Source organism: Neobacillus sp. C211 (genome assembly GCF_051842875.1).
GTDB lineage: Bacteria > Bacillota > Bacilli > Bacillales > Cytobacillaceae > Neobacillus.
Genome location: NZ_JBPXRO010000038.1, coordinates 18,061 through 38,938, shown reverse-complemented (window position 1 = coordinate 38,938; position 20,878 = coordinate 18,061). Strand labels below are relative to the sequence as shown.

Genomic DNA, 20,878 nt, shown 5'->3' with positions numbered 1-20,878 from the left:
TATATTCCAGGTATTAGTTGACGTAACATACCTAATCGTGTAGTATAAAGTTGCTTTGTTTCACAAAGCACTTTTTTACCAATTTTATCTAGAAAGGTGGGCTGAAGAGAGAGTTACTTTTTTTAAAAAAGCGCCTGAACTACCCAATGTGGTTGGGTTAGTTGACGAGGAGGAGGTTTATCGAATGTTCGGCGGATACCTCCCGGTTGAACGTGCACAACCGAAAATTTCTTCTTTAAAACACAGAGGCAACTCTGTGCACAAAGAGACGAAAATGCACATACTAATTAGTAATGTTTCAACAGGTATAGACAGATACCTAAAAAAACAGAGATAAGGGGGCAAGCATAAGCCTCCAAAGCATTCTTGCCCCCTATATCAGGGAGGAATAGAAAATGTGTGGAATTGTTGGATATATTGGAAATAATGATACAAAAGAAATCTTATTAAAAGGCTTAGAAAAGCTTGAATATAGAGGCTATGATTCTGCCGGAATCGCTGTTAAGAATGAAAATGGGGTTCATGTTTTTAAAGAAAAAGGCCGGATTGCTGATTTACGTAGCATTGTTGATATGGGCGTCTTAGCTAACATCGGGATTGGTCATACGCGTTGGGCGACACACGGGGTACCAAGCAAGATAAATTCCCATCCACATCAAAGTACGTCAGGCCGATTCACACTTGTTCATAATGGGGTAATCGAGAACTATGACCTTTTAAAGCGTGAATATTTAGCAGATGTCAAATTCACCAGTGAAACTGACACTGAAGTCATTGTTCAGATGATTGAGTTGTTTGTCAATGAAGGATTAGTGGTTTTAGAAGCATTCCGTAAAACACTAACGTTATTACATGGGTCATATGCTCTTGCCTTATTAGATGCACAAGACAATGAAACCATTTATGTTGCGAAAAACAAAAGCCCCCTTTTAGTTGGATTAGGCAGCGACTTTAATGTTGTTGCAAGTGATGCAATGGCTATGCTTCAAGTAACGAATCAGTACCTAGAATTAATGGACAAAGAAATCGTCCTTGTTTCAAAGGATGAAGTCATTATTCAAAATCTTAACGGGGAAATCATTAGCCGGAAGCCATATACAGCGGAACTTGATGCAAGTGACATCGAAAAGGGCACATATCCTTACTATATGTTAAAAGAAATCGATGAACAGCCGCTTGTATTACGGAAGATTATCCAAACCTATCAAAATGAACAAGGGGAATTAACAATTGACCCTGAAATCATTTCTGCGATGAATGCTTCTGATCGTGTCTATATTATTGCAGCTGGAACTTCTTATCATGCCGGTCTTGTTGGAAAGCAGTTCATTGAAACGATTGCAAAAGTTCCTGTGGAAGTTCATATTGCTAGTGAATTTGTCTACAATATGCCGCTTCTAACAAAGAATCCGTTGTTCATCTTCATTTCTCAAAGTGGGGAAACGGCTGACAGTCGTGCGGTTCTCGTAAAAGTAAAAGAAATGGGTTATCCAACGTTAACGATCACCAATGTTCCGGGTTCAACACTTTCTCGTGAAGCAGATTATACACTTTTGCTGCATGCTGGTCCTGAAATTGCTGTTGCTTCTTCCAAAGCATATACAGCACAACTTGCTGTGTTAGCCATTTTAGCTGAAGTTACAGCAAAGAGCCAAAAAATCAGTGTTGATTTTGATTTAGTCCATGAACTTGGAATTATTGCGAACGCGATGGAAGTTCTTTGTGACTCAAAAGAATTAATTGAGCACATTTCAAGAGAATTTTTATCAGTTACACGTAATGCTTTCTTTATTGGCCGTGGTGTCGACTATTATGTAGTCTTAGAAGGTGCCTTGAAGCTGAAGGAAATTTCTTACATTCAAGCAGAAGGTTTTGCTGGTGGGGAATTAAAGCACGGCACAATTGCATTAATTGAAGAAGGAACACCAGTATTCGCACTTGCAACCCAAGGAAGTGTAAACTTAAGTATCCGTGGAAATGTGAAAGAGGTTGCTGCTCGTGGAGCAAACACTTGTATCATTTCAATGAAGGGATTAGAAATGGACGAAGATAGCTTCGTCATTCCGGAAGTACATGAATTATTAACACCACTTATCTCTGTCATACCTATGCAATTAATTGCTTATTACGCAGCTCTGCACCGTGATTGCGACGTTGATAAACCGCGTAATCTAGCTAAATCAGTAACGGTTGAGTAATCGTAAATAAGTATTTCAAAATCGAAGAGAGATCAGGCATCTGGCCCTGGTTCTACTTCGATTTTTTTTGTTTTTTAAAGGATTATCAATGTTGTCAACAATCACAATGACAAATTGTATTTTTGTAAAAATAGAAATGTTCCTGTAAACGCTTTATTCTTAAGATAGAAAGTTCAACAATATTTGATAAAGAGGGGGACAAAAGATAATGAATGAAAAAGTTAACGATAAATCAGATGTTAAAGTTAAAATACAAAAGTTCGGTAGTTATTTAAGTGGTATGGTCATGCCGAATATCGGTGCCTTTATTGCTTGGGGGCTAATCACTGCGTTATTTATTCCAACTGGTTGGTTACCAAATGAAGATTTGGCAAAATTAGTAGGGCCAATTATCACGTTCTTACTGCCACTATTAATTGGTTTCACCGGTGGTAAAATGGTTTATGACATCCGTGGTGGAGTCGTTGGTGCGACTGCAACAATGGGGGTCATCGTTGGTACGGATATCCCAATGTTCCTAGGAGCCATGATTATGGGGCCGATCGGGGGATACCTAATTAAGAAATTTGATCAGCTGCTTCATGGAAAAATCAAATCAGGTTTTGAAATGTTAGTAAATAACTTCTCTGCTGGTATTCTAGGTGGCCTTTTAACATTAGTGGCATACAAAGGTGTTGGACCAGTTGTTGAAGCATTGAGTAAGGTTTTAGCTTCAGGTGTTCAATTTATTGTCGAACATAACATGTTACCATTAGCAAACATCTTTATTGAACCAGCAAAAGTACTATTTTTAAATAATGCAATTAACCATGGTATTTTAAGCCCATTAGGGATTGAACAAGCTACTAAAGCAGGAAAATCTATTCTTTTCTTACTAGAATCAAACCCTGGCCCGGGCTTAGGGATCCTATTAGCCTTTATGATCTTTGGTAAAGGGTCAGCGAAACAAACAGCTCCAGGTGCGGTAATCATCCACTTCTTAGGTGGTATTCATGAAATTTACTTCCCATACATTTTAATGAAGCCGATGCTTCTTCTAGCTGCTATGGCTGGAGGTGTAAGTGGAGTATTTACATTTAACATTTTCAATGCAGGTCTTGTCGCAGCCCCGTCACCAGGTAGTATCTTCGCTCTTATGGCGATGACACCGAGAGGAAATTACTTCGGAGTATTAGCAGGTGTGTTAGTAGCAACAGCCGTTTCCTTCGCGGTTGCAGCATTAATCTTGAAAACTAGTAAGGCAACTGATGAGGATTTAACATCTGCAACAGCAAAGATGGAAGAAATGAAAGGCAAGAAAAGCGCTGTTTCTTCAGTGCTAGCTAGTCAAAAACCTATTAATTCAGAATCAGTTAATAAAGTTGTCTTTGCTTGTGATGCTGGAATGGGATCAAGTGCGATGGGTGCATCTATTTTAAGGAACAAAATGAAGAAAGCCGGTATCGATGTCACTGTAATAAATACAGCCATTAATAATTTACCAAGTGATGCAGATGTAGTCGTAACCCATAAGGATTTAACGGATCGTGCAAAAGCGAAGCTTCCAAATGCAAACCATATTTCAGTAGAAAATTTCTTAAATAGTCCACGGTATGATGAATTAGCTGAAGCTTTAAAGAAATAACACGACAAATGCCTAGCCGAAGTGCTAGGTTTTTGTTTGTTTAAAGATAAACGGGCACTTCCGCTTTTAAATTTTGTCAACAATCCATATGACTAACTTGGATTATCCTCTTGTTGTATAAAGGTTATTGTCGGATTAAAATTAAATTGTGAGTATTAATTATAATTTTGGCAACAACCTATGATTGGGGGACGAGGATTAAAATACTTTACACGGAGTGAGATCATGTATATTTCCGCAAGAGAAAGACAAATTCTTGAAATCTTGTTAACTGAAACAGACGAGATGACCGTGAAAGAACTCGCAGATCAAATTGGGGTGAGCGGCAGAACCGTTCATCGCGATTTAAAGAATATAGAAGATATTTTAAAAGATTATGAACTTTCCTTGCAAAAAAAGTCAGGTGTGGGCGTTCAAATTACGGGAAGCAAAGATAAAATAAGCGAGCTTGAATTATTTTTATTTAATCTTTTTCATACAGAATATACACCAGATGAAAGACAAACGATAATTTTGTGTGCATTATTGGAATCGAATGGACCGGTAAAGCTTTTAGGTCTAGCCAATGATTTAAATGTGACCATAGCTACGATAAGTGCTGATTTAACGAAATTAGAAGAGAGGTTACAAACGTTTGGATTAGCGCTGATTCGCAGAAGAGGTTATGGGGTTGAGATTGAAGGCCACGAAGGTGCGAAAAGAAGAGCGATGAGTAATCTGATTACTGAGTATCTCGATGAGTCAGAAATCCTTTCACTAGCAAGAGAAAATATTCAAAAGCGATCCAATCAGCAAATCAATACGATTTCTGAGAGGCTTCTTGGACTGGTAGAAAAGAAAAAGCTGCTCACCGTTGAAAAAATTGTTGAATCGACTATTCAGGATTTACCTTTTAATATGGCTGATAGTGCCTATATCGGTTTGGTCGTTCATTTGGCCTTGGCGGTAGAACGGATCCAAAAAGGTGAAGGGATTAAGAGAAACCAGTCCTATCTGGAGAATCAACAATCATCTAAGGAATATAAATATGCTGAAAAAATTGTGGCCCAATTGGAGCAAGTGTTTCAAATTAAAATTCCAGAGGCAGAAGTGGCGTATATCACTATGCACTTAAAGGGTGCTAAGCTCAGACATGATAATGAATATTTAATCGAGGATTCGAGTTTACAGGTAGCCATTAAAACAAGGAATTTAATTGAAATGGTTGGGAAACGTGTAGGGATAGAGCTAACAGGTAATCGTTCGCTATTTGAAGGATTGGTTGTTCATTTGAAACCAGCCCTCTATCGAATTAAACAAAAGATGGGGATAAGTAATCCATTATTAGATAAAATAAAGCGGGATTATGCGGAGTTATTTTCTATTATCAAACAAGCGGTTGAACAAGTGTTTCACGAGTTTTATGTTCCTGATGAGGAGATTGGTTATCTCGTCATGCACTTTGGTGCGGCGATCTTAGCCAACAAGGAGATTGTTCAATTAAAAACACTGGTTATTTGTTCAAGCGGCATTGGCACCTCAAAGATGCTGGCGACGAGATTGCAGCAGGAGTTCTCCGAGCTTAAGCTAATTGAAAATGTTTCGGTCATGGAATTCAAAAAAATGAAAACGGATAACTATCAATTAATTATCTCTACGATCCCGATTCCTGATTATCATTTGGATTATATCTTAGTAAGCCCGATCTTAAATAAAGATGAAATTGAAAAGATCCGCTCTTTTATTAATAAACAGATTATTATTAATGGATCAGAACAGAATTTTTCAATCCCTTCTATTGATAATTTAAGTAAGAAAAAGGCAAGTGTGTTAATCGAAGAAATGCAAAGCATTCAAGGGTATGCCCAGACGATCGCGGCAATCTTGGAAGGATTTGAATTAAAGAAAATAAATGATAGTGAAACTGCTGCTGAGATTATAAAACTAGCTAGCAAAGAATTATTTGCTAGCCAAAAGATTAATAATATTGAAGCGGTTGTTGATGCAATCCTCGAGAGAGAAAAACTCGGGGGCTTAGGTATTCCAGATACATCAATGGCATTATTCCATGCACGGTCACCGCATGTAATGACACCAACTTTCACAATCTATTTGACTCAAAAACTGATTGAAGTTGTTGGAATGGATCAAAAGGTAATGGAAATAAAGTCAATTTTATTAATGCTATCACCCCAGGAAACAGCTGAGAGCTCATTAGAAGTCTTGAGTTACCTGAGCTCGTTGTTAATTGAGAGTGAAGAAAGTATTTCCTTGTTTCAATCGGATCAACAGGAAGAAATACTAGCCTATTTAACAGCAAGATTTGATCAATTTATGACGGAGAAATTAAACAATATAAGGAGTGTTTAAATATGTCAAAAGCAATCTTAGCAAAAGAAAATATACTATTAAATGTATCGGTTGGGTCAAAGGAACAAGCGATTAGATTAACTGGAAGCATTCTTGTGGAAAAAGGGTATGTAGCTGCAGACTATATTGAAAAAATGCTTGAAAGAGAAGCGCTAACTTCTACGTATATGGGGAATTTTGTCGCCATTCCCCATGGTACCGAAGATTCGAAGTCATTTGTGAAGGAATCAGGTATTTCTTTCATTCAGGTTCCGCAAGGTGTTGACTTTGGAAATGGAAATATCGTTAAGCTGTTAATTGGAATTGCCGGTAAGAACAATGAACATCTTGATATTTTATCTAGTATAGCGATTGTTTGCTCGGAAGAAGAGAATATCGAAAAACTAGTTGCTGCAAAATCCGCCGAAGAGATTTTATCGATTTTTGAAGAGGTGAATTAATATGCTCGCTATTCACTTTGGCGCCGGAAATATTGGCCGTGGCTTTATTGGAAATCTATTATATCATTCAGGCTATGAAACGTGCTTTGTTGATGTAAATCGTGAAATCGTTGACTTACTTAATGAAAAGAACGAATACCGTGTGGTTCTTGCGGAACCGTCGCAAGAGGAAGTTGTGATCAAAAACGTAAGGGCGATAAATAGCGCGCTTAACCCTGAACTAGTCATCGAGGCAATTGCGGAAGCAGATCTTGTAACGACGGCAATCGGACCAAACATTTTACCGTTTATAGCGAATTTGTTGGCAGATGGTCTACGGAAGCGGTTGGAACGAACCGATAAGCCGCTTAATATTATCGCTTGTGAAAACATGATTGGCGGCACGTCGTTTTTAAAAGAAAAGATTTATGAAACGTTATCAGCCGATGAAATTTCTCTATTTGATAAGCGCTTTGGATTCCCTGATTCTGCTGTTGACCGAATTGTTCCGAATCAAGTTAATGAAGATAGGCTAATGGTTAAGGTTGAGCCCTTTTATGAGTGGGTGGTCGAAGAGCCAAAAATTATTGGCGAGAAGCCGCCTGTTAAGGGAATAACGTATGTTCAGGAATTAGTTCCCTTTATTGAACGCAAGCTTTTCACGGTGAATACAGGTCATGCCTTAGCTGCGTATTTTGGCTATCATTTTGGCATGGAGACGATTAATAGTGCGATGGCAAATACGCAAATCAAAGAGTTAGTGGAAGGGGCGCTAAAAGAAAGCGGAGCGTTTTTAGTTAAGAAATATGATTTTAATCTAGAAGACCATAATAAATATATTGAAAAGATTATCGGACGTTTTTCTAATGCCTATATTGTTGATGAAGTAACGAGAGTAGGACGTTCGCCAATTCGCAAACTCGGGCCCAATGATCGTCTCGTTAGCCCTGCTAGACAATATGCAGAAGTGTTCGCAACAGAACCGATATTTCTTCTGAAGGGAGTTGCAGCGGCACTTCTTTACGATGTTCAAAGTGATGAGGAAGCAGTACAAGTCCAATCGACCATCCGTGAACAAAGCTTAGAAGCGGCGATTGAGAAGTACACCGAGCTTGATTCAACATCTATTTTGTTTAAAGGGATAGTGGAGCAATACCAACGATTGAATGCAGAAAACTAAGTTTTGTAAAACGAACGGTGACTAACACTGTTCTTTTTTTATTTTTTTTATTGATGAAATAAAAATTATTGACTATTTATAAGAAGTGTGATATAATATTTATTTATTGACAACATACATATATCTATCATAAAATAAACTCCTAGCAGACACTGCCAGGAGTTTTTTCTGTTTTAAAAAGAATTTTGAAGGGGGAACTTATTTGGAAACTAGGAAGGAAAGTTTAACTGCGTTAGTTAGTTCTTTTGCAAGAGGATATCATTCATCCACCAGCAGGGAGCCGATTTTCAATGATTTTGTCGCACATTCGCTTTTAAAAGAAGAAGAAAAACAGTTAATCGCCACTAATTGGGCTAACGCGATTGCCTTCTTTGATCAGGAAAAAAGCGAAACATTGGAAACGTTTGATGATAAACTGCACTGGGTGATGAGCAGCCAGACCATTCCACAATTAGTCAGTCGGGCAAGGTATACAGAAGATGGACTCAAGGCAGCAATCCAGCGTGGTTTTAAACAATATGTCATCCTCGGTGCAGGTTTCGATACCTTTGCTTTAAGGCAAGATAGGCTGCCGGAAGATTTTGTTATTTACGAAGTCGATCACCCTGCAACTCAAGCTTTTAAAATAAATCGGCTAGAGGAATTAGGTATTGAAATCCCCGAAAATGTTAGGTTTGTTCCGGTAGATTTTAAAAATGACTCCCTTTATGATGGATTGAAGAAAAGCGGCTATGATGAACAAAAATATACTTACTTTAGTTTGTTGGGCGTTGTAATGTACCTAGATAAAAAGGATTTCTATCAACTTCTATCTTCTGTTTCGGAAATGTCTGTAAACGGAAGCTCATTCATCTTTGACTACCTCGATGATACTGCTTTTGATGACAGTATTGCCTCTAAGAAGCTAACCCAAATGCGACAAATTACTGCACATACAGGTGAACCAATGGTTACGGGCTTTGACCCATTTGAACTCGATAGGGAGCTGCAGGATTGTAATATGTTACTCTATGAAAATCTTTCTCCTGCTAATATCGAGGATATGTATTTTAAGGGAAGAGAAGATGGATTACACGCCTTCGACCATTTTCATTTTGCGCATTTAGTTGTTCATAAATAACAGGAATCTTTAGACACCGTTCATTTGTTATGAACGGTGTCTTTTTACTTTGGCTCATATGTTATTCATTTCTTAAAGGGAGAACAATTTTCACAGTGGTACCTTTATTAGTTTCACTTCCATACTCAATTGCCCCGTTCAATTCCCGGATGATTTTGTTGGTAACCATGCTCCCTAATCCGGTCCCTTTCGTTTTTGTGGTATAAAAGGGCAATCCAATCTGCTTTAACTGTTCTGGTGTCATTCCGCTTCCGTTGTCTTTGATAAGGATTTCAACAGTATTTTTGAAGTGGTTAGCATGTAACTCAATCTTAATTCTTCCCCGATTGGATATCGATTCTATCCCATTTTTGATCACATTCATGATCGCTTGCTTTAAATGGGCCTCATCTCCATTTACATAAAATGGTTCAATATTTTCATAGTCGATGATGACATTTGAATAGGAGGCAAGAGGCCTCATTAATTGAACGCAGTCACTCATCACATCATTTATGGGGATAATTGCCAACTGAAAAGGTTCAGGCTTGGCAACTTTCAAATAGTTTGTAATTATACTGTTGGTCCGATCTAGTTCTTCCATAATTAGAGGCGAAAATTTTTTTAATTGCTCATCGTTCGTATCTCTACTTATAAATTGGATAAATCCTCTAATGGTTGCGAGAGGGTTTCTAATTTCATGCGCAATTGAGGCGGTAAGTTGGCCCACCATCGTCAATTTATCAACATAAACCATTTCCTCAAATTGCTTATTAATTTTTATCAAGTTTTCAATTACAAAGATCAGGGCCATAACCGTAATATATAAGGCAATAAAGTAAATCAAATAAAAAGATAGACTTAAAAAATTGATTCTAAAATATAGAATCGTAATATAAATAATAAGATAGCAAACAACGACCATTGTTCCTGCCACAAGCTTAGAAGGTGATTTATGAAAAAATCTCCGGAAAGCAAGGGCACATAAGAAGGCGACAATGGATACCAAGATGCCAATCGCTAGGAATTTTCCACCGATAAAATAGCGGACAAGGCATGCACTTACTAAAACGATGCCCCCGGGTAACCAACCCCCATACAGAGTGAGGATCAGAATGGAGCACATCCTTAAATCAAAATGGGTTGCCCCCAAGGTTTCAATCGGATAAAACATACAAAAAAGCGTTCCTAAGGAACCAATCAAACCATAAATCACTTTTTGTTTTAAAGCATTAGGAACTTTCGTTTGAAAGGGAAAAAATAAGTTGGCATTAAATGTAAAAGATAATAAGATCGTGATGTTAACTAACAGTGGTTTGATTAGAGTAATCAATAAACTTCCTCCAAAATCATAAATGATATGCTTCCACATTTATCCTTCCCTGCGGACCGATAAACTTTCCGCACAAAAACATCTACTATGAATAATACCTCAAATCTGTAAGGCATGTAACCCACTTAACCGATAATGAAGTGCTCGTACAAAAAAAGCCCCTCTCTCTGTAAAAAAGTAGAAAGAAGAGCTTTTATATTATAATCATCTATTTTCCGCTGGTCGATTGCCTGCATGTAATTTGCGAAATTTAATATAGCTTCCAATTCGCCAAACGCAGATATATAGAAAAGCAATTGTCATCGTTAGCACTGTAAACTCGATGTAATCCATACTTTTGAAATACTGACTTAACGCGATGCGAATGACAATGATGGCGATGATTACATACTTAAACGTTTTATTTGGCTTTGAATAAATCAATCCATCTTCGCGAATCTCATATGATGTTTGAGTTAGCATAATCGCTCCAAACAATGTGCCGAGTAGACCAGCAATCAGCATTTCCCAAAAGGCGGGCAGATGAAAGGGCTCACCTGGAATGTGCAGCAACTGACTGATACTAAACGAAAACATGACCAATACAAATAAAACAGGAGAGATAATACCGAAACCGCCCCTTTTGATTGGACCCTTTCTTCCCTTCATTTTGAAAAAAAGAACAAGACCAATAATGACGAAGACAATTACCATAATTATGATTATTTTCAATTTGCTTCAATCCCTTTCGGAAGACATATAAATAATATTTTTATTGTATTGTTATCATAAGGGAAAATAACCTATGTTCGGTAGTGGGAAATTTCATGCTTTTTAGTATGAGATTGTTCATGATTCTATGTGTTAGGTAAACAGAGAAGGGATGAGGACATGGATTGGCTACAAAAATCGGTGAGGGGAAGGGAAAAAAGAATCCAATAAAGGCTATTGGCGACAAAAATCGGTGAGAAGAAGGGAAAAAAGAATCCAATAAAGGCTATTGGCGACAAAAATCGGTGAGAGGAAGGGAAAAAAGAATCCAATAAAGGCTTGCAGTATCGGACTGCTGCATTGGCAGGGGTAGTTACTCAATTTTTCTGGGGTTTTATAACGATTATGGTATTTGAAGCATTTTACGAATTTGTAATGAAAACTCCTCCTATTTCCTTAAAAGAATTAATCACCTACATTTGGCTGCAACAGGCCTTTCTTGTGTTCGTTACCATCTGGTTTCGCGATAACGAGCTATTTGATCTGATAACAAGTGGCAATATTGCTTACGAACTATGCCGGCCATGTGAGCTCTATGGTTATTGGTATGCCAAGCTGCTGGCGCAGCGGCTGTCCAGTGCCTTCTTGCGCTGCTTTCCGATTCTAATTGTTTCATTCTTCTTGCCAAGGCCGTACAACATGACTCTTCCACCCAGCCCAACAGCCTTTTTATTATTCTGAAGCGCCTTACTGTTAGGCCTGCTTCTCTTAGTAGCGATCTCGATGTTCTTATATATATCCGTATTTGTGACCTTGTCCCCGATGGGATCGCTATTAATATTTGGTGTCCTCGGCGAATTTTTTGCTGGATTAATCATTCCTGTACCGCTTATGCCGGACTGGCTTGAAAAAATAGCTAATGTTCTGCCGTTTCGCTGGACGGCAGATTTCCCGTTCAGGGTTTACTCAGGACATATCCCACTGCATGACGCCATCATCGGTATCATTATCCAATTGATTTATCTTGCGGGTCTTGTCTTGCTAGGGAGGACGGCACTAAATGGAGTATTGAAGAAAGCTGTCGTCCAAGGAGGTTTATTCTTGGAAAGAACAGTGGGAACGACCTCCTATATATGCTGATCCCGGCAGCTGGCCGCTTGTTTATCCTCCCGTGTCTCCTTGTCTGGCAGTTTGGTGTAAAACATTATCGCTCCACAGGTTCCTAAATCAAAAGCCGAGTTCTTATCTAATCCGAAACTCGGCTTTACTTTTAACCTATTTGGAAACGAAACCTATCTTATGGTATATTTAAGTAAATGACTGAAAAACTGAAATGGTCAGTAGGGGTGTGGACATGGCAACAGATAGAAGAAAGATGATTGTAGAAGCGGCAACAAAGTCTTTTTCATTATTTGGCTATAAAGCAACAACGATGGATCAAGTCGCAAAGCTGGCCAATGTTGGCAAAGGGACGATTTATACTTTTTTTAAAAATAAAGAAGAATTATTCGAAGAGATTATTTCCACTTTGGTCAGAGAAATGATTGCTGAGGCAGAATCCGTCATCAAACCAGATTTACCCTTCACAGAAAACGTGCATCGGGCACTTTATCGTTTATTAGAGTTTCGCGCTCAGCACCAACTGATGATTAAACTGGTCCAAGAGGAAGCGGAAATGGGGACTCTAGCGGTTTCGGAAATGCTGCAGCACGTTGAGGATGAAATCATTGCCTATTTGAAGCAGAAGATTGACACGGCTATCACGAAAGGGGCAATCCCACCGAACGACACCGAAATTACCAGCTTTCTTCTTTTAAAAATGTATATTGCCTTAGTTTCAGATTGGGAAAGAAATCATCAGCCGCTGAGCTCGGAACAAATCGCGGAAATCATGAAAGTATTTTTAGTAAAAGGCTTGTCCACATAGAAAAAGACTTGTGTGTACCTCAATACAAGTCTTTTAACTAATCGGTGCGTCACTGGGTGGCGCTCCGATTTCTTATTTTAAAAGATAAATATTTTTTGAAGCAGTGGAAATTTTCGGCAACTTCTTATTACGGCTTCCAGTGAGTTCTTCCATTAAACTTAAAAATGTTCCAAAAAGGTAATTGACGACGGAACCGGCAAGTATTCCAAATCCTAGTGCAGTTAAGAAATAAGTCGTATTGTAACCGTTTACAAATTGACCTAACAAAATAAGAATGAGCCCTAGAACGCTTCCAAAGATTGCTGTTTTCTTAAATGTAAATATACTCTTTAAGTGTTTTTCCTGCATCACTATCAACTCCTTGTAAGAATATTCTATCAATTGTCACAAAATTGTCAAACTTTTTTTAAAAAAATTACTTTATTAAACTTGGCTATTGATTTCCGCTCCAATCAAACTTGGCTATAAAAATTAATAATGCCCTGTAACACAGCCTAAAAATTAAAGGAGACCTAACAAATTAGGCCCCGCGCATTACTTTTTCTTCGCTAAGTTTTCTTGTGCCATTTTGACCAACTCGCGGACCATGCTGCCGCCCAGCCTGCCGCCTACCTTTCCGGCTTGCTCAGATGTAAGCTGTCCGTTATATCCCTTGTTCAATGGAACACCCACTTCTTCTGCTGCTTCAAATTTTGCATCCTCAGGGTTCCCGGTATTCGCGACCTTTGCTTTCAACGCATCCAGGCCATTGCGCGCCTCGGGGACAAGGATTTTATTTCTTCTTCTCGCCATAAAAATCCCTCCTTTAGTTGTAGGATTACCTGAATGTAAAAAATAATCAACAATCACTGGAAAAATCCATTTTAATCCAGTATAATACGAGTAATAAATTTGGATAAAATCAATGATAAAGAGAGTAGTTATCTATGATGTACCAGCGATTCAGGGGTGGTGGGAGCCTGAAACAGAACAGATAATGAAGCGCACTTTTGAGATGTGTACCTGAACTTGAGTAGGGTATGCCGGAGGATCCTCCGTTACAAAGGAAAGCTGGTTCTTTTGAACAATTAGAGTGGTACCGCGGGATTATGAACTCTCGTCTCTTTTAATAGAGACGGGAGTTTTTTGTTTTTTTTAGAGATAAAAGGAGGTATTAAAGATGAATTTTAAGCAGGAGCTTGCTGCCATTTTACATGAATTACTGGACCAAGAGATTTCACAAACAAATCTGGAACTGATGATTGAAAAACCTAAGAATCAGGAGCTCGGTGATTTAGCCTTTCCTTGTTTTACACTAGCGAAGCTAAAGAGAAAATCCCCCAATCTAATTGCTGAGGAGTTAAGTAAGAAGATTAACTCTCCCATTTTTGAAAAAGTAGAAGTGGTTGGAGCCTACCTTAATTTCTTCCTAAACAAAAAGACGGCTTCTGAAAAAGTAGTGAATGAAATCATCTCGCAAAAAGGGAAGTATGGTGCGCTTACGTTTGGGAATGGCGGTGCTGTCACCATGGACATGTCCTCCCCTAATATTGCTAAACCCTTTTCAATGGGGCATTTGCGCTCAACGGTGATTGGCAACTCGCTCGCATTAATTGTCGAGAAATGTGGTTACAAGCCGATTAAAATCAATCATCTCGGTGACTGGGGGACACAGTTCGGGAAGCTGATCACTGCCTATCAATTATGGGGAGATGCCGAAAAGGTCAAGCAGAATCCGATTAAAGAGCTATTAACCCTGTATATAAAATTTCACAAAGAAGCGGAGACGAATCCAAGCCTTGAAGACCAAGGGCGCAGCTGGTTTAAAAGGCTAGAAGAAGGAGACGAACAAGCATTAAAACTCTGGAAATGGTTTCGTGATGAGTCATTAAAAGAGTTTTCGCGAATATACCAGTTAATGAATGTTGAATTTGACTCTTTTGCCGGCGAAGCCTTTTATAATGACAAAATGGACCGTGTCGTCAAGCTTCTTGAAGAAAAACAGCTATTGGTCGAATCCGAGCAGGCACAGGTGGTCGAGCTCACCGAAGAACAGCTGCCGCCATGCCTGATCAAAAAATCTGATGGGGCAACACTGTATGCGACCCGAGATTTAGCGGCGGCTCTTTATCGCCAGGAGGAATACCAATTTGTCCAATCCCTATATGTGGTTGGTCATGAACAAAGCCTCCACTTCAAACAGTTAATGGCTGTATTAGCAAAGATGGGCTACGATTGGTCAAAACAAATGCATCATATTCCATTCGGATTGATGCTAAAAGATGGAAAGAAAATGTCCACGCGCAAAGGCAAGGTTGTCTTATTAGAGGAAGTTTTAAATGAATCGATTGCAATGGCTAGGCATAATATTGAAGAGAAGAATCCTAACCTTCCAAACAAAGATAATGTGGCCAAACAAGTAGGCGTTGGAGCGGTAATTTTCCATGACTTAAAGAACAATCGAATGAACGATATTGAATTTTCGTTAGAGGAAATGCTTCGTTTTGAAGGAGAAACAGGCCCTTATGTGCAATATACTTATGCAAGGGCATGTTCTATTTTACGAAAGGCGAATGTAAATGCGGAGTTGGGTGCCTTATCCTACGAAAATACTTGGGAGAAGGAGTGGAAGGTAACCAGCCTCTTAATGGAATTTTCGCCAGCCATTAAAAGAGCCGGCATCAACTTCGACCCATCCCAGGTGGCTAAATATATTATTGACTTAGCACAAGCCTTCAATAAATATTATGCAGAGGTAAAAATCCTTGAAGACACTCCAGAACAGCAGGCACGGTTAGCGCTTGTCTATGCAGTAACGGAAGTTTTGAAAGAAGGATTACGTTTATTAGGATTAGAAGCTCCGGTTGAAATGTAGTTTCCAGACAAGGCAAAAATCAATTAAACTATAGCTATGTAATCGAATGGGAGGGAAAACAAAATGAGTGAATTATTATTTAAGCATTATGAGTTAGCAAGGGATAGGTTTGTTAAAAGTGTTGATGCACTAGAAGAGGGGATTGCTGATTTTCAGCCGGAAGGGTTTAACAATACTATCCACTGGCATGTTGGCCATGTCTTAACTGTTGCCGAGCAATTTATGTTTGGCTTCCCGAAAAAATCAACCCAGCTGCCAGCAAACTATATGGAGCTATTTGCCTCGAGGACTAGTCCTGCTGCTTGGCAGGGAGATGTTCCTTCGGTACAGGAATTAATTGTGCAGCTGCAAGAACAAGTGTCAAGGATTAAAGAAATTCCAGCGGAGAGTTTTAACCAAAGGCTAAAAACACCATTCCTTGGTCAGGAAACGTTTGGTGAACTAACAAATTTTGCGATTTTCCATGAGAGTATTCATTTAGGCCAAATACAGGCAATGAAACGTGTCATTAATGGAGCGGTAAAATAGTTTTTTGAAAAAAGCTACTGTAAAAGCATGGAGACTAAATAATGTCTCCATGCTTTTTTGTTTGATGAATAGTGGTAATGATAAATATTATATGCCCTCAACTAATAATTTTCTTCATAATCGTGCTATTTAGGATAAGACTAAGTAGTAATATTAATTTTAATCGACATTACATGAAAAATTTGGTACTTCGTCAAAAGAAAACACTTCATATTAACTACTGTCTTGTGTTAAAATCAATCGGTAATTCTACTTCTAATGTGGTGGGTGAGTCAGGTGCTCTCTTCTTTTAAGAGATTCTTAATCGGCCGGCCGTTAAAATCAACGGCACTAGGCGAACAAAAATTGAACATTTTCAAGGCTTTAGCCATTCTTTCTTCCGATGCCTTATCATCTGTAGCATACGGGACTGAACAAATCCTAATCGTGTTAGCAACCGTAAGCGTAATCGCCTATTGGTACTCGGTTCCGATTGCAGTTGGAGTATTATTTCTATTAGCGGCTCTAATCCTTTCCTATCGACAAATTATCTATTCCTATCCTCATGGCGGTGGGGCCTATATTGTTTCGAAAGAGAACATCGGTGAGAAAGCAGGATTAATCGCCGGGGGATCCCTTTTAGTCGATTACATATTAACGGTGGCAGTAAGTGTTTCTGCTGGTACGGATGCGATTACGTCAGCTTTTCCAGCCTTACATGCGCATACCGTTGGGATTGCGTGTGTTCTGGTAGTTCTGATTACAATTCTCAATCTTCGCGGTTTAACAGAATCAGCGTCAATCTTAGCTTATCCGGTCTATTTGTTTGTTGTTGCCCTGTTCATTTTAATTGGTGTGGGTCTCTTTAAAATCATGACTGGCGATGTATCACCGACTGTCCAGCATGCACCAATTGGAGCGCCTGTTCAAGGGATTACGCTTTTCTTGCTGTTACGTGCCTTTGCGTCGGGATGCTCGGCATTAACTGGGGTAGAAGCCATATCGAATGCAATCCCCAGTTTTAAAGATCCAGCACCAAAGAATGCGGCCAAAACATTAATATTAATGGGTACGCTTCTTGCCTTGTTATTTACGGGGATTACTTTCCTAGCTTATTATTACGGTATATCGCCAAAGCATGACGAAACGGTCGTCTCGCAAATTGCCAAAGAAACCTTCGGGCGTAATTATCTTTACTTTTTTGTCCAAGGAACGACCGCCCTCATTTTAGTGCTGGCAGCTAATACCGGATATTCTGCTTTTCCTTTATTAGCGTATGCACTTGCCAAGGATAAGTATATGCCAAGAATGTTTACGATTAGGGGGGACAGGCTCGGGTATTCGAACGGGATTGTATCCTTAGGAGTAGCCTCCATCTTGCTTATAATCTTCTCTAAAGGGCAAACAGAGCACTTAATCCCCCTTTATGCGGTTGGTGTATTTATTCCGTTCACCTTATCTCAAACGGGAATGATTATTAAATGGTTACGTGAAAAACCAGCCGGATGGGTTTCTAAACTTAGTGCCAATTTAATTGGCGCTCTCATCACCTTAGCCGTGTTAATCATTTTCTTCCTGACGAAATTTAGTCAAGTATGGTTTGTGGTGATCTTCTTACCAATAATCGTTTTTGCCTTCAAACGAATTAATTATCATTATGAAGCGGTGGGTGAACAATTGAGGATTCATCCCGACCATCCAGCGCAGCCAATTGAGGGAAATGTCATTATTGTACCTGTTGCAGGGATTACGAAAGTGGTTGAAAACTCAATTAATTATGCGAAATCATTAACTGATCAAATCTTTGCTGTTTATGTGTCGTTTGACCGTGAGGATGAAAAGCGTTTTGAAGAAAAATGGCAGCAATGGCAGCCGGATGTTAGGCTTGTTACCTTACAGTCACATTATCGAAGTGTGCTTATTCCCTTATCGAAATTTATTGATACTGTTGAACATAAGGCAGAGGAAAATAATTATCGTGTAACGGTTTTGATTCCGCAGTTTATTACCAAAAAGAGTTGGCATAATATCCTGCACAATCAATCAAGTTTATTAATTCGTACCTATCTTATTTTTAAAAAGAGGGTTATTGTGTCCACACTGCCATTTCATTTTAAAAAGTAATAGGTGGGGTGGGATATGGATTTTTTGGTTGAAAATAAGTGGACCATACTAGTCAGTCTTGAAGTATTAGCGTGGTCATCGACATTCTTTATGTTATATGCCAGGTATAGTTTGAAATCAAGCTTCTGGTTTAAGATAGCAACGGTTTTATTTGCGCTAACAGGGGTTATTCCACAGGTGTTAATGGGGATCGTAAACTTTATAGCAACCAAGAAAGTCGACCTCTTCACGTTAATCATTGTTTTACTCATTTTATATGGATTTACGCTTGGGAGAAACCATGTGAAAAGGCTTGATACATGGGCACAAAGGAAATTTTCAGCAAGGCAAAACCACCGGGATTAATCGGTGGTTTTCTTTGTTTTTTTGACTAAAAAGTAGATCGCCCCTAGAACAATGGCTCCGATGATGGCTGGCATCACATAGGGTTGTGCGTATTCTTTAATATGAGACCAGTTACTGCCTAGGACTTTACCCAGGTATAGAAACAGGATGGTCCATGGGATAATGGCTGCCACAGTGTAAAGGGTAAATTTAGTTGCTGACATTTTGGCAATGCCCGCCGGAATGGAAATCGCGTGTCTGACAACTGGAATGAATCTTGCCGAAAAAATCACTCCTGCGCCATATTTTTCAAACCATTGCTCAGCAATGTCAATATGATTCTTTTTAATAAGGACATATTTTCCGTATTTTTCTAAGAAAGGTCTGCCCCCGTAATAACCCGCCCAATATAAAAATAACTGGGCGAGCGTTCCGCCGATCGTCCCGGCAATCACTGCTCCGATAAAATTGAGATGCCCCTGCGAAATCATATACCCGCCATAACCCAAGACGATTTCACTTGGAATAATCTCTATCATTAATCCTATGGCAATGCCGAAATATCCTAATTGTGATAAAAACTCCAAAATATTATTAATAAAGTCTGTCATAATCCACCTTCACTTATAAAAAAATAATCAGTCTAACTTAATAATTCTATAACAGTTTGTCTCATAATGATATAAATATGGTGTTTATCATTGAGACATGCTTAATTTATGAAAATTTTGAAACGTCTACATTACATAACGATTCACTTCAAAAAAGGTTTCATTTTTTCCTACATTAAATACTTTAAGAACATGGTTGCAATGCCAAAGTAGGTAAGCAATGAAAAAATGTCATTCAAGGTGGTAATCAGTGGTCCTGAGGCAACGGCAGGGTCAATTTTTAAACGAAAAAGAATAAGTGGAATAATCGTCCCGGCAAGTGTCCCAATGATTAACGTGAAAAAGAGCGAGCAGCCGACAACGGCACCTAAAATGAGACTTCCCTGCCATATATATGCGATGACCGCGATAAGGACAGAGCAGGTGATCCCGATCGTAATCCCAACACCAAGTTCCCTTGCGATTAAGCGAGTAATTACGCCCTTATCAATATCGTAAGAAATCAGCCCTCTTACTACGACCGCAAGGGATTGGGTTCCAGTGTTTCCCGTCATTCCTGCAATCATCGGCATAAAAAAGGCAAGTGCCACAACCTGCTTGAGGGTATCTTCAAAACTGCTGATAATTCTCCCAGAGATGACACCGATGAACAATAGCAGGATGAGCCAAGGGAGTCTTCTTGCAGCCGCAACTAATGTTTTGGTTTCAAAGTCAATTGATTTCCCAGTAGCGGACAATTTTTCGATATCTTCATTTGCTTCCTGAATGACGATGTCGATAATGTCATCGACCGTGACAATCCCAACGAGGACATTATTCTCATCCACAACCGGGATGGCTAGGAAATCATACCGCTCCACGATTTGCGCCACAACCTCTTGGTCTGTTGCCACCGTAACGGAAATAATCCTTTCATACATAATCGTCCGTATCTTTTCGTCTGGCTCTGCTAATAGTAAATCACGATAGGAAACTACGCCGACAAGTTTTCGGTCTTCATCTATCACATATAAATAGTTAATAGATTCGGCAAATTCTGCGAATACTTTAAACTTATCAACTGCTTCTCGAACCGTAAAATAGCTTCGGATCCAAACAAATCGGTTGGTCATGATTCTTCCGGCTGTTTCCGGAGGATATTTCATGATATCCTGGACGGCATTAGACTCCTCTGCTTTCATCCCAGATAGGAGGGAATCCTTCTTCTCTGGTGATAATTCATGCAGCAATAACGCCAAATCATCATTATCCATTAAATCAAGGACCTTACTTGATTTTTCAATTCCTAAAATATTTAATAAGCCGAGCTGGTCTTCTTTATCAAGCTCTTCCATTAGATCAGCTAGAATATCAAATTTTAAAAACAGGAGAAATCGTCCTTTATGTTTTTCAGGTAGATCTTCATATATCTTTGCTATATCATAGGGCTGGAGTTCTTCGAGTATTTTTTCGAATTCAGTTTTTTTATTTTCTTTTAAGGTTTTAATAATATAAAGACTTAATTCATCTTGAGTCATATCTTTAATCATAGGTGATAGACCAACTCCTTATCTTGCTAATGCATAGATTCTAATTTGATAAAGAAATATAGATGAAAAAGGAAAGTTAACAAATAATAATCAATAGGCATAATTCTAGT

19 protein-coding genes and 1 other annotated feature are annotated in these 20,878 nt (G+C 38.8%); of the genes, 13 read left to right on the top strand and 6 right to left on the bottom strand.

Features of this window, described 5'->3' with window-relative positions; all coding sequences use genetic code 11:
- Positions 1-395 precede the first annotated feature (395 nt).
- The 6 genes from glmS (at position 396) to ACSU6B_RS25320 (ending at position 8,890) form a co-directional block, all read left to right on the top strand.
- Entirely contained in the window at positions 396-2,198 is a 1,803-nt protein-coding gene (gene glmS, locus ACSU6B_RS25345) for a glutamine--fructose-6-phosphate transaminase (isomerizing) (protein WP_410889094.1), read from the top strand.
- A 208-nt stretch (positions 2,199-2,406) separates the two neighbouring features.
- Positions 2,407-3,822: a PTS mannitol transporter subunit IICB gene (locus tag ACSU6B_RS25340; RefSeq protein WP_410889093.1), complete on the top strand. Its 1,416-nt coding sequence runs from the start codon at positions 2,407-2,409 to the stop codon at positions 3,820-3,822.
- 225 nt (positions 3,823-4,047) lie between these two features.
- Positions 4,048-6,171 carry a BglG family transcription antiterminator gene (locus ACSU6B_RS25335; protein WP_410889091.1) on the top strand — a complete coding sequence of 708 codons (2,124 nt, stop codon included), beginning with the start codon at positions 4,048-4,050 and terminating at the stop codon, positions 6,169-6,171.
- Between the two features lie 2 nt (positions 6,172-6,173).
- Entirely contained in the window at positions 6,174-6,611 is a 438-nt protein-coding gene (locus ACSU6B_RS25330) for a PTS sugar transporter subunit IIA (RefSeq protein WP_215006377.1), read from the top strand.
- 1 nt (position 6,612) lies between these two features.
- The gene (locus tag ACSU6B_RS25325; RefSeq protein ID WP_410889088.1) at positions 6,613-7,770 is read left to right on the top strand and encodes a mannitol-1-phosphate 5-dehydrogenase; all 1,158 of its coding nucleotides are present in this window, start codon (positions 6,613-6,615) and stop codon (positions 7,768-7,770) included.
- Between the two features lie 202 nt (positions 7,771-7,972).
- Positions 7,973-8,890 carry a class I SAM-dependent methyltransferase gene (locus ACSU6B_RS25320; protein ID WP_410889087.1) on the top strand — a complete coding sequence of 306 codons (918 nt, stop codon included), beginning with the start codon at positions 7,973-7,975 and terminating at the stop codon, positions 8,888-8,890.
- Positions 8,891-8,951: 61 nt separating this feature from the next.
- Here ACSU6B_RS25320 and ACSU6B_RS25315 read toward each other — a convergent pair whose 3' ends face one another.
- Both ACSU6B_RS25315 and ACSU6B_RS25310 read right to left on the bottom strand, forming a co-directional pair.
- On the bottom strand, positions 8,952-10,202 hold the full coding sequence (locus ACSU6B_RS25315; protein ID WP_410889085.1) for an ATP-binding protein: 1,251 nt from the start codon (positions 10,200-10,202) through the stop codon (positions 8,952-8,954).
- A gap of 204 nt (positions 10,203-10,406) precedes the next feature.
- Positions 10,407-10,913 carry a CcdC protein domain-containing protein gene (locus ACSU6B_RS25310; protein ID WP_410889084.1) on the bottom strand — a complete coding sequence of 169 codons (507 nt, stop codon included), beginning with the start codon at positions 10,911-10,913 and terminating at the stop codon, positions 10,407-10,409.
- A gap of 318 nt (positions 10,914-11,231) precedes the next feature.
- Between ACSU6B_RS25310 and ACSU6B_RS25305 the strand changes: the two genes are divergently transcribed.
- From ACSU6B_RS25305 to ACSU6B_RS25295, 3 genes are all read left to right on the top strand, one after another.
- Positions 11,232-11,633 carry a hypothetical protein gene (locus tag ACSU6B_RS25305; RefSeq protein WP_410889083.1) on the top strand — a complete coding sequence of 134 codons (402 nt, stop codon included), beginning with the start codon at positions 11,232-11,234 and terminating at the stop codon, positions 11,631-11,633.
- 42 nt (positions 11,634-11,675) lie between these two features.
- Positions 11,676-12,032, top strand: a complete 357-nt coding sequence (locus ACSU6B_RS25300) for a hypothetical protein (protein ID WP_410889081.1) — start codon at positions 11,676-11,678, stop codon at positions 12,030-12,032.
- Positions 12,033-12,246: 214 nt separating this feature from the next.
- Positions 12,247-12,819 (top strand): TetR/AcrR family transcriptional regulator, encoded by a 573-nt coding sequence (locus ACSU6B_RS25295; RefSeq protein ID WP_410889080.1) that lies wholly within the window; start codon positions 12,247-12,249, stop codon positions 12,817-12,819.
- 72 nt (positions 12,820-12,891) lie between these two features.
- Here ACSU6B_RS25295 and ACSU6B_RS25290 read toward each other — a convergent pair whose 3' ends face one another.
- Both ACSU6B_RS25290 and ACSU6B_RS25285 read right to left on the bottom strand, forming a co-directional pair.
- Positions 12,892-13,167, bottom strand: a complete 276-nt coding sequence (locus tag ACSU6B_RS25290; protein WP_410889078.1) for a hypothetical protein — start codon at positions 13,165-13,167, stop codon at positions 12,892-12,894.
- 186 nt (positions 13,168-13,353) lie between these two features.
- A complete protein-coding gene (locus ACSU6B_RS25285) occupies positions 13,354-13,611 on the bottom strand; it encodes an alpha/beta-type small acid-soluble spore protein (protein WP_168241563.1) in 258 nt (85 codons plus the stop codon).
- A gap of 103 nt (positions 13,612-13,714) precedes the next feature.
- Positions 13,715-13,926 (top strand) — a binding site (T-box leader).
- A gap of 52 nt (positions 13,927-13,978) precedes the next feature.
- On the opposite strand from ACSU6B_RS25285, the gene argS reads away from it, so the two are divergent.
- The 4 genes from argS (at position 13,979) to ACSU6B_RS25265 (ending at position 18,649) form a co-directional block, all read left to right on the top strand.
- The gene (argS, locus tag ACSU6B_RS25280; RefSeq protein ID WP_410889077.1) at positions 13,979-15,673 is read left to right on the top strand and encodes an arginine--tRNA ligase; all 1,695 of its coding nucleotides are present in this window, start codon (positions 13,979-13,981) and stop codon (positions 15,671-15,673) included.
- 63 nt (positions 15,674-15,736) lie between these two features.
- Positions 15,737-16,201: a DinB family protein gene (locus ACSU6B_RS25275; protein WP_410889076.1), complete on the top strand. Its 465-nt coding sequence runs from the start codon at positions 15,737-15,739 to the stop codon at positions 16,199-16,201.
- 276 nt (positions 16,202-16,477) lie between these two features.
- Positions 16,478-18,304, top strand: a complete 1,827-nt coding sequence (locus ACSU6B_RS25270; protein ID WP_410889101.1) for an APC family permease — start codon at positions 16,478-16,480, stop codon at positions 18,302-18,304.
- Between the two features lie 15 nt (positions 18,305-18,319).
- Complete coding sequence (locus tag ACSU6B_RS25265) at positions 18,320-18,649, top strand: hypothetical protein (protein ID WP_410889075.1); 330 nt, start codon at positions 18,320-18,322, stop codon at positions 18,647-18,649.
- Here ACSU6B_RS25265 and ACSU6B_RS25260 read toward each other — a convergent pair.
- Together ACSU6B_RS25260 and mgtE are read right to left on the bottom strand one after the other, a co-directional pair.
- The gene (locus ACSU6B_RS25260; RefSeq protein WP_251033179.1) at positions 18,646-19,239 is read right to left on the bottom strand and encodes a DedA family protein; all 594 of its coding nucleotides are present in this window, start codon (positions 19,237-19,239) and stop codon (positions 18,646-18,648) included. The genes ACSU6B_RS25265 and ACSU6B_RS25260 overlap by 4 nt on opposite strands.
- Positions 19,240-19,409: 170 nt before the next feature.
- Complete coding sequence (gene mgtE / locus ACSU6B_RS25255) at positions 19,410-20,768, bottom strand: magnesium transporter (protein ID WP_410889074.1); 1,359 nt, start codon at positions 20,766-20,768, stop codon at positions 19,410-19,412.
- Between the last annotated feature and the right edge of the window lie 110 nt (positions 20,769-20,878).